The 12,469-nt window shown below is 67.6% G+C and carries 13 protein-coding genes; 4 read left to right on the top strand and 9 right to left on the bottom strand.

The genetic code is table 11. The features are described from left to right. Nucleotides 1–2: 2 nt before the first annotated feature. The gene (locus tag J2X01_RS18740; RefSeq protein WP_310060986.1) at nucleotides 3–1,136 is read right to left on the bottom strand and encodes an LOG family protein; all 1,134 of its coding nucleotides are present in this window, start codon (nucleotides 1,134–1,136) and stop codon (nucleotides 3–5) included. A 9-nt stretch (nucleotides 1,137–1,145) separates the two neighbouring features. After that, entirely contained in the window at nucleotides 1,146–1,643 is a 498-nt protein-coding gene (locus J2X01_RS18735; protein ID WP_310060984.1) for an SRPBCC family protein, read from the bottom strand. Nucleotides 1,644–1,684: 41 nt separating this feature from the next. Here J2X01_RS18735 and J2X01_RS18730 point away from each other — a divergent pair, with 41 nt between their 5' ends. The 3 genes from J2X01_RS18730 to iolB all read left to right on the top strand — a co-directional run bounded on the left by J2X01_RS18730 (nucleotide 1,685) and on the right by iolB (nucleotide 4,256). After that, a complete protein-coding gene (locus tag J2X01_RS18730) occupies nucleotides 1,685–2,449 on the top strand; it encodes a gamma-glutamyl-gamma-aminobutyrate hydrolase family protein (RefSeq protein ID WP_310060981.1) in 765 nt (254 codons plus the stop codon). Between the two features lie 141 nt (nucleotides 2,450–2,590). Continuing rightward, the gene (locus tag J2X01_RS18725; protein WP_310060978.1) at nucleotides 2,591–3,331 is read left to right on the top strand and encodes a GntR family transcriptional regulator; all 741 of its coding nucleotides are present in this window, start codon (nucleotides 2,591–2,593) and stop codon (nucleotides 3,329–3,331) included. 28 nt (nucleotides 3,332–3,359) lie between these two features. After that, nucleotides 3,360–4,256 carry a 5-deoxy-glucuronate isomerase gene (gene iolB / locus J2X01_RS18720; RefSeq protein WP_310060975.1) on the top strand — a complete coding sequence of 299 codons (897 nt, stop codon included), beginning with the start codon at nucleotides 3,360–3,362 and terminating at the stop codon, nucleotides 4,254–4,256. Between the two features lie 132 nt (nucleotides 4,257–4,388). On the opposite strand, the gene J2X01_RS18715 is transcribed toward iolB, so the two are convergent. From J2X01_RS18715 to J2X01_RS18685, 7 genes are all read right to left on the bottom strand, one after another. Further along, on the bottom strand, nucleotides 4,389–5,423 hold the full coding sequence (locus J2X01_RS18715; RefSeq protein WP_310060971.1) for a Gfo/Idh/MocA family protein: 1,035 nt from the start codon (nucleotides 5,421–5,423) through the stop codon (nucleotides 4,389–4,391). Then, the gene (locus J2X01_RS18710; protein WP_310060968.1) at nucleotides 5,420–6,214 is read right to left on the bottom strand and encodes a TIM barrel protein; all 795 of its coding nucleotides are present in this window, start codon (nucleotides 6,212–6,214) and stop codon (nucleotides 5,420–5,422) included. Before J2X01_RS18710 ends, J2X01_RS18715 begins: the two co-directional genes overlap by 4 nt. Then, nucleotides 6,214–7,302 carry a Gfo/Idh/MocA family oxidoreductase gene (locus J2X01_RS18705; protein ID WP_310060966.1) on the bottom strand — a complete coding sequence of 363 codons (1,089 nt, stop codon included), beginning with the start codon at nucleotides 7,300–7,302 and terminating at the stop codon, nucleotides 6,214–6,216. Before J2X01_RS18705 ends, J2X01_RS18710 begins: the two co-directional genes overlap by 1 nt. A gap of 30 nt (nucleotides 7,303–7,332) precedes the next feature. Beyond that, on the bottom strand, nucleotides 7,333–8,250 hold the full coding sequence (locus J2X01_RS18700; protein WP_310060963.1) for an ATP-binding cassette domain-containing protein: 918 nt from the start codon (nucleotides 8,248–8,250) through the stop codon (nucleotides 7,333–7,335). Between the two features lie 14 nt (nucleotides 8,251–8,264). Beyond that, nucleotides 8,265–9,320 (bottom strand): ABC transporter permease, encoded by a 1,056-nt coding sequence (locus J2X01_RS18695; protein WP_310060961.1) that lies wholly within the window; start codon nucleotides 9,318–9,320, stop codon nucleotides 8,265–8,267. 52 nt (nucleotides 9,321–9,372) lie between these two features. Then, the gene (locus J2X01_RS18690; RefSeq protein WP_310060957.1) at nucleotides 9,373–10,368 is read right to left on the bottom strand and encodes a substrate-binding domain-containing protein; all 996 of its coding nucleotides are present in this window, start codon (nucleotides 10,366–10,368) and stop codon (nucleotides 9,373–9,375) included. 162 nt (nucleotides 10,369–10,530) lie between these two features. Next, nucleotides 10,531–11,757, bottom strand: a complete 1,227-nt coding sequence (locus tag J2X01_RS18685; protein WP_310060953.1) for an MFS transporter — start codon at nucleotides 11,755–11,757, stop codon at nucleotides 10,531–10,533. Between the two features lie 171 nt (nucleotides 11,758–11,928). Here J2X01_RS18685 and J2X01_RS18680 point away from each other — a divergent pair, with 171 nt between their 5' ends. Continuing rightward, on the top strand, nucleotides 11,929–12,378 hold the full coding sequence (locus J2X01_RS18680; protein ID WP_310060949.1) for a MarR family winged helix-turn-helix transcriptional regulator: 450 nt from the start codon (nucleotides 11,929–11,931) through the stop codon (nucleotides 12,376–12,378). Nucleotides 12,379–12,469: the final 91 nt, after the last annotated feature.

The following is a 12,469-nucleotide window of genomic DNA, read 5'->3' as shown; positions in this document are numbered from 1 at the left end:
ACTCAGCGGTCCAGGACGGCGAGCGCTTCCTCCACGGTGTCGACCAGGAAAATCCGGCTCTCCATCCGCCGTCCCGCGGCGAGGCTCTGCAGCAGCGGCCAGGCCGGGTAGCGCCGGAGCCAGTGTTCCTGCCCCACCAGCACCATCGGCATGATGGTTTCCGCGGTGCCGTAGTAGTTCTCGCAGGCATCCTGGAAAATCTCCTGCACCGTGCCACCGGAGCCGGGCAGGAAAACAATGCCGCCGTTGCAGAGTTCCAGCAGGACGGCCTCGCGGATTGCGTTCGCGAAGTACTTGGCAATGTGGGTGGCGAAGTAGTTCGGCGGCTCGTGCCCGTAGAACCAGGTGGGGATCCCCAGCGACGGCGTGCCCTCCGGATGGCGTTCGACGACGGCGGCGGCGGAACGCGCCCACGCTGACACGGAGGGCCGGAACCCGGGAACCGCGGCGAGGTCGTCCAGTGCCCGCCGGAACTCCTGCCCCGTGGCGGCGCTGAGGTAGGCGCCAAGGTTGGCGGCCTCCATGGTGCCGGGGCCGCCGCCGGTAGCCACCACCCGGCCGTCCCGGGCCAGCAGCCGCCCGAGCAGCGCGGCCTCCTCGAAGACGCCGGAACCGCGGTGCGCGGCATGCCCGCCCATCACACCCACCATGGTCCGGCCGACGCAGAGTTCCGAGCGGGTCAGTTCGTCGAGGGCATCGCCGATTGAGTGGTCATGCAGCGCCGCGGCCAGGGTCGCGTCCAGGCGATGGCGCTGTCCCGGCCGGATGCTCCACTGGTAGACCCTGGCGTCCGGCGTTTCCTCGTAGCGTGAATCGGAGATCCCCCGGTAGAGCTCCTGCGGGGTGTAGAGCCGCGCGCGGTAGGGGTTGAACGGTACCGCCTCGAGCCGGGGGAAAATGAGGGCACCGCGGCCGCGCAGCGAGTCCTCCACACCGGCGTCGAAGGTGCAGCCGAGGAAGATCGCGCCCTGCGCGTTCATGGCCGCAAGCGGCGCCGTCCGTCCGCGCAGGTCCAGCGACTGGGCGTGCCAGCCCTGCATGGTCCTGGCCCCGGCCGCCACCAGCCGGTCGAAGCTGTCCAGGCTGTCGACCTCCAGCGTGCGCGGACTCGGGTGCAGGCTGCGGGCAGCACTCATCCGGCGTCGCTAGTGCTGGTGGTCCGCGGCGGTGCCGGCCGTGCCGGACGCGGCGTCCGAGGTGACATGAAGGTCAAGCTTGGCGAGGGTCTGCTCGATGCTGGCCGGGTGACGGCGGACGTAGCCGGCCAGGCGCAGGAGCATCCTGGCGCGCACGTCCCGCGCATCCCACTGTTCGGTGACGAGGGTTCCCGGGTTACCCGCGGAGTCGTTGGCGGGCTCCAGCAGGTACCGCCAGACGTGGCCGCCGAAGTGCCGCCAGGCGATCCGCCGGCCCTCCTCGAACTCGCACACCGTGTTGAGGATCTTGTAGTCCAGCAACAGCTTCATGTCCATGCCGAACTTCGCACCCAGCGCGAGCCGTTCGGGGCCGCGCGGCTGGGCACCCTTCACGGTGTCCGAGCCATCGATCACGCTGTGCAGCGCGGGCGTGGCGAGCACCTCGAAGATGGCTTCCGGAGCGGCCGCAATGAAGCGGCTGCGGGACACGAGATATCTGTTGGTCATCCGGCAATCCTAGTCCCGGCGGATCTGTTGCAGAATAAATCATGCAGACTCCGCCCCTCCCCCGCAGCAGCCGGCCCCGCATCGGCATTCCCGTCCGGCTCAGCAGCTCGACCGACCCGGATCCGCGGGTGGCGGAGGCCAACGAACTCTTTGACTACATCGTCGAACTGGTGCGCGACGGCGGCGGCGAACCGGTGCTGCTGGCCGCGCCGGCAGAGCCGCTCGAGGCGCTGGACGGCGTCGTCCTGCCGGGCGGCGGCGACCTGGACCCCCGAAGCTATGGCGAGCTGCCCGGGGAGGCCTGCTACGACGTCAGCCCCGCCCAGGATGAACTTGATCTGGCCGTTGCGCGGTGGTCGATCGATGCCGGCCTGCCCGTGCTCGGCGTCTGCCGGGGACACCAACTCCTGAATGTCCTCTATGGCGGAACGCTGATCCAGGACATGGATCCGGGGACCGTCGCCCACCGGGAACCCGCGCCGGTGAACGGCGCCGGGCCCTGGGCCTGGCACGAGGTCGAGGTGCAGGGCGGAAGCAAGGTTGCCGGACTGTACGGCGCCGGCACCGCGGGTGTCACGGTCAAGATTGCCTCCGGCCACCACCAGGCCGTGGGCCGGGTCGCCGACGGGCTCGTGGTGACGGCCGTGGCTTCGGACGGGACGGTGGAGGCGCTGGAGGATCCGGGGCGCTGGGTTGCCTCCGTGCAGTGGCACCCCGAAGCCCGGGAACTCCCGGCCGAAGAACGGCTGGCCCCGTTCCGCGCCTTCGTTGAAATCTGCCGCGAGTACCGGACGATCGCGTCCTGACATCCCCGGCCGCCCCCTGCTACTATCAACTTAGGCAGTATGTCCTATCAAGAGAACATACGCCGGGAAAGATGACTGGCGGCCCCACCGGGGTTCCGGTCCGGGGCACAAGGGAGCGCTTCAACAGTGGCTATTCAAAAAGTGGCTAATCACCTCAATCTCACCATCGACCGGTCCTCCCCGGTGCCGCTCTACCACCAGGTGGTCCAGGGCATCGAAGCCGCGATCCATGGCGGCGTGCTTCCGCCGGGCAGCCGCCTCGACAACGAGATCGACCTGGCCGCCCAGCTGAACCTCTCCCGCCCCACCATGCGCAAGGCCATGGACGAGCTGGTCCGCTCCGGCCTCCTGGTGCGAAAGCGTGGCGTCGGCACCCAGGTGGTCTCCAGCCAGGTCCGGCGCCCCCTCGAACTCTCCAGCCTCTTCGACGATCTCAGCAACAACGGCAGCAAGCCCACCACCGAGGTCCTGAGCTTCTCCCACGATGAGGCCGACGCCGCCACCCGGGCGGCACTGCAGCTGCCCGCCGGCGCCAAGGTCTACCACTTCACCCGGCTCCGGAAGGTCGGCGGCAAACCGTTGGCGCTGATGGAGAACTGGGTGCGCGATGACATCACCACCATCGACGAAGCGCTCCTGGGCTCACAGGGCCTCTACGGGATCCTCCGCAACGGCGGCGTGAACTTCCGGCTCGCCTCACAGCGGATCGGCGCGATGATCGCCAACGATTACCAGGCGACCATGCTGGAAACCACCCCTGGCTCCGCCCTGGTCACCATGGAGCGCACCGCGGTGGACGATACCGGGCGCCAGGTCGAGACCGGCCACCACGTCTACCGCGCGGATTCCTACAGCTTCGAAATGACCCTCGTCCAACGATAAGCGTCAGCGCCAACGAAAGGCAGAACTCATGGCCAACTGGGTCTATCCGCTCGGCACCGCCGCCCATGGCAGCTGGGACGTCTCGCTGGGAACCTCCGATTCCGCCGTGGAGGTGGAGGGCTGGGCCCACACCGGGCTGAAGGTCGCCACGCTGGGAGCCGGGGCCGCCGTCGAGCTTCCCGCCGCTGACGAGGAACGCATCGTGGTCCCGCTCAACGGTTCCTTCACGGTGGCTGTCGACGGCGGGGAGTACCGGCTGGCCGGCCGGGAGAGCGTCTTCGGCGGGCCCAGCGACGTCCTCTACACGGGAACCGGGAAGGCCGTGACCATCAGTTCGCCCGACGGCGGACGCGTCGCCGTCGCCACTGCCCCGGCCAGGGCCTCCTACCCGACCCGCCTGATCACGGCCGCGGAGACGCCGGTTGAACTGCGCGGGGCCGGCAACTGCTCCCGCCAGGTCCACAATTTTGGCACGCCCGCTGCGCTGGAGGCGGACCGATTCATCGTCTGCGAGGTCCTTACGCCGGCCGGTAACTGGTCCTCCTATCCCCCGCACAAGCACGACGAGGAAAAGGACGGCGAAACCAGCCTCGAGGAAATCTACTATTTTGAGACCCGGGTGGCGCCCGGCGCCCCGGCACGGCCCGGAGCGGACGACGCGATTGGCTACCAGCGGGTGTATGCCTCGGACTTACGGCCCATCGATGTCGCCGCGGAGGTGCGGACCGGCGACGTCGTCCTGGTGCCGTACGGCTGGCACGGCCCCGCCATGGCAGCCCCCGGCTACGACCTGTACTACCTCAATGTGATGGCCGGCCCCGGCCCGGTCCGCGATTGGCTCATCAGCGACGACCCGCACCACGGCTGGATCCGCCAGACCTGGGAAGGCCAGGAGCTCGACCCGCGGCTGCCTTTCGGCGCCTGAACCGGGCCCAGGACCCGGGCCTGGTCTGGCCGGGCGAGATTTAGCCACAAATGAACCCCCGGGGCCCCTTTGAACTGGCCCCGGGGGTTCTTTGCGCGCTGCCCGGCGGCGGAACCGGGGTGCAGCGTCTGTTTAGCGGGCCACGGTCTGGACCACCCGGACCGGCACGCCGGTGGCGAGGGATTCCTGGGCGGCGTCCGCGACCCGGGAGGCAGCCACGGCATCCTCCGGGGTGCAGGGATTGTCCCGGCGGCCCAGGATCATCTCGACGAAGGCCGCCATCTCGGAGCGGTAGGCCTGGTCGAACCGCTCGGCGAAGGTCCGGTGCGGCTCGCCGGCCGGGAACGGGATCCCGGCTTCGGCCGAGGCCAGCGCCGACTTGTCGTCCAGCCCGACCATCAGCGAACCGCGGGAGCCCTGGATTTCCAGCCGCACGTCGTGGCCCGCCCCGTTGTAGCGCGTGGCAGATACCGTCCCCACGGTGCCGTCGTCGAACGTCACCAGCGCAAGGGCAGTGTCCACATCGCCGGCCGCGCCGATGGCCGGGTCCCCATTGTTGGAGCCCCGGGCATACACCTCGACGATTTCGCGGCCGGTCAGCCAGCGCAGGATGTCGAAATCGTGCACCGAGCAGTCCCGGAACAGCCCGCCGGAGCTGGCCAAGAACTCGACCGGCGGCGGTGCCATATCGCAGGTGACGGCGCGCAGCGAATGGATCCAGCCCAGTTCCCCGGCCTGGTAGGCGCGCCGGGCCTCCTGGTAGCCGGCGTCGAAGCGGCGCTGGTGGCCGATCTGGACCACCCCGTGCCGGTAACGGATGTAGTCGAGCACGGGCAGGGCGTCGGCCACGTTCAGGGCCACGGGCTTCTCGCAGAAGACCGGGATGCCGGCATCCACTCCGGCCCTGATCAGCTCAGGATGGGTCCCGGTTCCCGTGGCGATGACGAGTCCGTCCAGCCCGGACGCGAGGAGCGCCGCCACGGAGGGCAGGAACTCGGCGCCGAGCCCCGTGGCGACGGTCCGGGCGTGGTCCTCCGCGACGTCGGTGAGCCGGAGCCGGACGTTCAGGCCCTGCGGATTCAGGACGTCGTTGAGCGCCGTGATGTTGTTGGCGTGCATAACGCCGATCCGCCCCACCCCGACCAGTCCGAGGATTACGTCTTTCATGCGTTTACTCCCGCCTGTAGTGCGGGCACGGTAAAGGCTGCCCGGAAGCCCTCCAGCGCGGCATGGCTGTCGCCGCTGGCCCAGGCTTCCATACCCACCGTTCCGTCATAGCCTGCCGCCGCGAGTGCCCTGGCGACAGCCGCGTAGTTGATCTCACCGGTCCCGGGTTCACAGCGGCCCGGAACGTCTGCCACCTGGATCTCACCGAGATAGGGCAACGCGGCCCGGACCAGCTCGATCAGGTTTCCCTCGCCCAGTTGGGCGTGGTACAGGTCCAGCATGAGCCGGGCGTTCGGGTGGCCGGCAGCCTGCACAAGCGCCAGGGTGTCCTTGGCGCGGGCGAGAGGAATGCCGGGGTGGTCGAGGACGGTGTTGAGATTCTCGAGGCAGAACGTCACCCCGTACTTCTCGCCGAGCCTGCCGAGCCGTTCCAGGGTCCGGGCCCCGGTGGTCCACATCCGGCCGCTGGACCGGTAGACCGGGCGCGCCGCCTGGCCGTCGATGAGTTCAGCCGGGTGCACCACCATCCGGCTCACCCCGAGCTCCAGGGCGGTCGGGATCAGCGACTCCGCCGTCCGCACCACGTCGTCCGCCGTGTCGGGGTCCACCAGGCTGCCGGCGGTGTATCCCGTCATGGAGGAGAACACCGCTCCGGTGGCTTTCAGCGCAGCGATGTCCTTGGACCGGGAGTCCCAGAGTTCGACGTCGAAACCGGCCTCGTGGATCCGGCGCACCCGCTCGGTGAACGGGAGCTCGGTGAAGACCATCTCCGCGCAGACCGCCAGGCGCATCAGAGAACTGCCGACTCGTGGACGGCCACCGGGGTGCCGCGCTTGACCGACTCGATGCAGGCCAGCGCCATGGCCAGCGCCCGCCGGGCGTCCCCTGCCCCGGGCCGGAGCGAGTAGGCGGTCGACGGCGGCGCCGTGCCGTCCCGCCGTGCGCGCACGGCGTCGGCAAAGTCGGCCAGTTCATCCGTGTAGGCCTGGCGGAAGAGCTCGACGTTCAGCCGCGGCGTGTCCGCGGACACCCCGTCGGCGGTGTACCGGCGGGCATCGGTTTCCGTGGCCCGCCCGGCCTGCACCATGCCCCGGGAGCCGAAAACTTCGCCGCGGACGTCGTAGCCGTAGAGGGCGCTGAAGTTCGCTTCGGCCACCGCGATGGCCCCATTGCCGTAGCGGATGGTTACGACCGCTGTGTCCAGGAAGCCCTGGTCGCGGAGTCCGGGTTCCACGAGTGCATCGGCGACCGCGTAGACCTCCACCGGCTCGGCGCCCTCGTTGAACCAGTTCAGCGTGTCGAAGTCGTGGATCAGGGTTTCCAGGAAGACGGTCCAGGCCGGGACCCTGGCCGCGTGTGGAATGCTTCCCGTGCCCGGATCCCGGGTCAGCGAGCGCAGCAGTTGCGGCGTCCCGACGGTTCCGGCGGCGAGGTCCTTTTTGGCGGCCTGGAAGTCCGCCGCATACCGCCGGTTGAAGCCGACCTGGAAGTGCACTCCGGCTGACTCCACAACGGCCAGCGCGGCGTCGAGCTCCGCCAGGCCCAGTCCGGCCGGCTTCTCGCAGAACACGTGCTTGCCGGCGGCGGCCGCCTGGCCGATCAGGGCGGAGTGGAAGCGGGCCGGGCTGGCGATGATCACGGCGTCGATCTCCGGGTCGGCCAGGATGTCGGCGGCGTCGGCCGTCACCTTGCGGGCGCCGAGGGCGGATGCCAGCGCCGCGGCGGACTCCACATTGGGATCAGCGATGGCCGCGAGCTCGGCGCCCGGGACGCGGCGGGCGATGCTTTCGGCATGGAAAGCGCCCATCCAGCCGGAGCCGATCAGCCCGATGAGCACGGGCCGGGAGACTTCTGAGGGATTGTGAGTCAGGTAAGCCAAAGGCTTGTCCTTTCGGAATTGGGACGGCAGTTACTGGTACGTCTTGCCGGTCGTCTGGGCCACGTCGGCGACTTCGCTCTGGACTTCCTTGACCACGTCGCCGTGGCCGCCGAGTTGTTCGAGTTCGTGCGCGAGTTCGGCGAGTTCGGCGCCGCCGGCCATCTGGGCGGTGAGCTCGTCCAGGGTGATGTCCTTCTTGTCGTAGTAGCCGATCGACTTGCCGCGTTTGAGCAGCAGGAACCGGTCGCCGACGGGGAAGGCGTGGTGCGGGTTGTGCGTGATGAAGATGACGCCGAGGCCGCGGTCGCGGGCCTGCAGGATATAACGGAGCACGACGCCGGACTGCTTCACTCCCAGGGCGGCGGTGGGCTCGTCCAGGATCAGGACCTTCGCGCCGAAGTACACGGCACGGGCAATCGCGACACACTGGCGTTCACCGCCGGAGAGCTGGCCGATGGGCTGCTCGACGTCGCGGAGGTCGATGCCCATCGCGGCGAGTTCCTTGAGCGTGATGTCCTTCATTTTCTGGACGTCCATGCTTTTGAACGGGCCGAAGCCGCTGGTCAGCTCCGAGCCGAGGAAGAAGTTGCGCCAGATCGGCATCAGGGGCACCACGGCGAGGTCCTGATAGACGGTGGCGATGCCGGCGTCCAGGGCGTCCCGGGGCGAATCGAACTTCCGTTCCTCACCCATGATGTTCAACACCCCGGCGTCATGCTGGTGCAGGCCGGCGATGATCTTGATCAGCGTGGACTTGCCGGCGCCGTTGTCGCCGAGGACGCAGGTGACGCGGCCGTTGTCCACCGCCATCGTGACGTCGCTCAGGGCGATGATGTTGCCGTAGTGCTTGCCGACTCCCTCGAGGGACAGGAGATGGACGGGGGTGTGGGTCAGGGTGTCTGTTTCGTTCTGGAGCAGCGTTTGCTGGTCGATCTCTTTGGCATTCATTTCTCTTAGCCCCTTTACTTGAGTTCCGCGCGGCGCTTGACGATGAGGTTGACGATAGTGGCCAGCAGCAGCATCAGGCCCAGGAAGAACTTGAACCAGTCCGGGTTCCACTGCGCGTAGACGATGCCCTTGTTGGCCATGCCGAAGATGAACGCGCCAATCGCACCGCCGATCGCCGAACCGTAGCCACCGGTGAGGAGGCAGCCGCCGATGACCGCGGCGATGATGTAGAGGAATTCGTTGCCCACGCCCTCACCGGACTGCACGGTGTCGAAGGCGAAGAGGTTGTGCATGCCCAGGATCCAGGCGCAGAACCCTACGGCCATGAACAGGCCGATCTTGGTGGCCCTGACCGGGACACCCACGGCGCGGGCGGCGTTCGCGTCGCCGCCGACGGCGAAGATCCAGTTGCCCACCCGGGTCCGCATCAGCACCCAGGTGGCTACGGCGACAAGCGCGATCCAGATGAACACCGTGATCTTCACATCGACGCCGCCGATGCTGACCGAGGAAGCGAACACGGCCCGGGCGGAGGCGAAGCCGTCCATGTTGGAGATCGAGGGTGAGGACACGGAGCCGCCGATCAGGCGGGTCAGGCCCAGGTTCAGGCCGGTCAGCATCAGGAACGTGGCCAGGGTGACGATGAAGCTGGGCAGCTTGGTCTTGATCAGGATCCAGCCGTTGATGAAGCCGATGGACAAGGACACCACCAGCGCCAGTCCGACGCCGACCCAGACGTTCGTGGTGAAGTACCAGCTGAACATCGACGCCGTCAGCGCCGAGGTGATCACCGCGACACCGGTGGAAAGGTCGAACTCCCCGCCGATCATCAGCAAGGACACACCCACCGCCATGATCCCGATCGTGGAGCTGCCGTACAGAATGGTCGCCAGGGCACCGGGCTGGGTAAAGGTCGGTGACACTAACGCGAAGAAGACGAAGAGGACGATCGCGCCGACCAGGGCACCGACCTCGGGCCGGCCAAGGAGCTTCTGGAACGGACTGCGCTTGGCGACGCGCTCATCGGCCGCCGCTGACGGAGTGGTTGTTTTTGTCTGGGTGGTGGTCATGATAATTCTCCTTGCTGCCGGGCCGGCCGCAGCCGGCCCGGCCAGCGGGCTGTTAGCGGACGCCCTGCTGGGCGAACTTCAGGACATCGGCTGCATTTGATTTGTCGACGATCGCGGGTCCGGTCAGGACGGGCTGGCCGCCGCCGATCTTGAAGCCGCCGCGCTTGTTCTGCCAGATGGCGTCGACGGCTCCGTAGCCCTGCAGCCATGGCTGCTGGTCCACCGTAAACAGCACGCTGCCGTCGTCGATCTTCTGGGCCAGTTCCTTGTTCAGGTCGAAGCTGGCAACCTTCGCCGAACTTCCGGCGGTCGCCACGGACTTCAGGAGCGTCAGGGTGATGGGAGCGCCGAGGCCGATGATGACATCAGCATCTTTGGAGGCCTGAAGCTTTGCGGTCGCCGTCGACTCGACCGAGGTCATGTCCGCGCCGTTCACGTACAAGATCTCGGTCCCGGGCACCTTGGCCTTCACACCGGCACACCGGGCTTCGAGTCCCACGTGCCCCTGTGCCTGGATCACACAGACCGGGTGCTTGTACCCGTCGTCGGCGAGCTTTGTACCCACGGCCTGTCCGGCGAGCTGTTCGTTGGATCCGAAGTGGGTGAATGCTCCGAGCTGGGAGGAGACCGATTCACCGGCGTTCAGGCTGACAATCGGGATGCCCGCGGCCGTGGCCTTCTGCAGCGAATCCTTGAGGGCGTCCGGGGTGGCCAGGGTCACGGCGATGCCGTCCACCTTTTGGTCGATGGCCTGCTGGATCAGCTGGGCCTGCCGGCCGGCTTCCGGATCGCCGGTGTACAGCAGTTCCACATTGTCCTTCGCCGCCGCTTCCTCGGCACCCTTGCGGACGGTGTCCCAGAAGGTATCGCCGGCGGGAGCGTGGGTGATCAAGGCGATCTTGATCCGTTCCGTTGTGGCAACCTGGCCGCCGCCGGCCGCATTGCCTGAGTCTGCGGGCCTGCCGCCGGTGCTTGAACAGGCGCTCATCGCCAGCATCGGCACAACCGCTGCCACCAGGGTTGCCTTGCGCCAGGAAAATTTAGCCACCGTGAATCTCCTTTGATCTCAGCTCCGGGCTGCTACGGTGCAGCCGCCGGAATAATGCCTACCTCGATCATGGTGATTTACCTCACTCATGTCAATAGTTTGTCCTGACATTAGGATGTAAACACGTAAATCCGGCCCCGGACCCAGGTTGGTGGCCGGCGGCTAGGCCCGTTGGGGTTCCACGTTCTCCTGTTCGCTGTCCGCGCCGCGGGCAATCGCCGCGGAGGCGCCGCCGTCGCGCCTTTTCGCAGCGGCAGCCGACGCGAACACCATCACCGCCAGTCCCAGCAGGGTAATTCCGGCGCCGGCCCAGATGGGCGAGGTGTAGCCGAGCCCGGCGGTGATGGTCACGCCGCCCATCCAGGCACCAAGGGCGTTACCCACATTGAAGGCGCCGATATTGGCACCCGACGCCAGCGTGGGGGCAGTCGTGGCGTATTTCATGACGCGCATCTGCAGCCCGGGGACCGTGGCGAACCCGAAGCCGCCCAGCAGCACCATGGAGGCAATGGTCATCGGCTGGCTGCCGGCAGTGAGGGCGAAGACCACGAGTACGACCACCAGCGCCGAGAGCGCCACGAGCAGGGTCCGGTCCACGTTCCGGTCAGCCGCCCTGCCGCCGACGGTGTTGCCGACAAAGAGGCCCACACCGAACAGGATGAGCAGCCACGGAACGGTGGAGGCAGAGAACCCCGTGACCTCGGTCAGGGTAAAGGCGATGTAGGTAAAGGCGCCGAACATGCCTCCGTAGCCCAGGATGGTGACCAGGATCGAGAGCCAGACCTGACGGGAGCGGAAGGCCCGGAGTTCCCCACGCAAGCCTCCCGGGGCCGCCTCGCCCGCACCCGTCCTGGGTACCAGCGCCAGGATCCCTACGAGCGCCAGGACGCCTATGCCCGTAATCGCCCAAAAAGTGGACCGCCAGCCCGCAGCCTGGCCCAGCATCGTGCCAAAGGGCACACCCAGCACATTGGCCGCCGTGAGCCCGGTAAACATGATGGCGATCGCACCGGCTTTTTTGGTGGGGGCGACCATGCTTGCCGCGACCACCGCACCGATGCCGAAGAAGGCACCGTGCGCCAGCGCCGCGATGATGCGGCCGAGCATCATCAGCCAGTAGTCGGGCGCCAGGGCGGAGACGAGATTGCCGGCGATGAACAGCACCATCAGCACGGCCAGCACCGGCCTGCGCTCGAAACGCGTCACGGCCGCGGTCAAGAGCAGCGCCCCGACAACAACGGCGAGCGCGTAGCCGGAGATAAGCCAGCCCGCCGTGGCCTCGCTGACCTGGAAGTCGGCGGCCACTTCGGGCAGCAGGCCCATGATGACGAACTCGGTGAGTCCGATCCCGAACCCGCCGAGGGCGAGTGCTATCAGGCCAATAGGCATGGAGGAGCTCCTTCAAAACTGTACGGAAAGAAATGCGAAGCGTAAGCTAGTAGTTGCAGACGCGTTATTTATTGTTGCACAAGCAACTATGCCGCGCAAGCAACTAAATTGTGGTCCGCCTCAATCCGGGGTCAATTCCGGCCGGGCAGGCCGATCCGAAGGGAAGAACTGATGGGCATCAAGGACGACGCAGTTGAGGTCCGGGCGCAAGGCTGGCGGACCCTGGCAGCCTTGCACGCACTGATCGAGGCTGAGCTGGAGCGCTCGCTGCAGACGGCGGCGCAGCTGTCCGTCGTCGAGTACACCGTGCTGGATGCACTGAGCCGCCAGGACGGCTGGCATATGCGGATGCAGCAGCTGGCCCGCGCCACCGCATTGAGCGCCAGCGCCACCACGCGCCTGGTCAACCGGCTCGAAGACCGGGGCCTGCTCACCCGGATCCTATGTGCCGATGACCGCCGCGGAATCTACACCGAACTCACCCCGGCCGGAATCAAGCTGCTGGAGGAGGCCCGTCCCAGCCACGACGCCACGCTGGAGCGGGCGCTGGCCGAGGCGCAGGAAGTGCCGGAACTGGCGCCGCTGGTGGACGCGCTTCCGAAGCTGCACACCGCCGTCTAGTCCGAAAATGAGATGACCTGCCTGTGGTCGGGGCCAGCGTGTGGGTGTCCGGAGGCGACATGGAGCCTCCGGTGGTCATGAAGATGGGAGT

The sequence above is a fragment of the Arthrobacter ginsengisoli genome (assembly GCF_031456935.1).
Lineage (GTDB): Bacteria > Actinomycetota > Actinomycetes > Actinomycetales > Micrococcaceae > Arthrobacter > Arthrobacter ginsengisoli.
The sequence above is the reverse complement of the archived record's forward strand: the minus strand, read 5'-3'. Positions and strand labels throughout refer to the sequence as shown.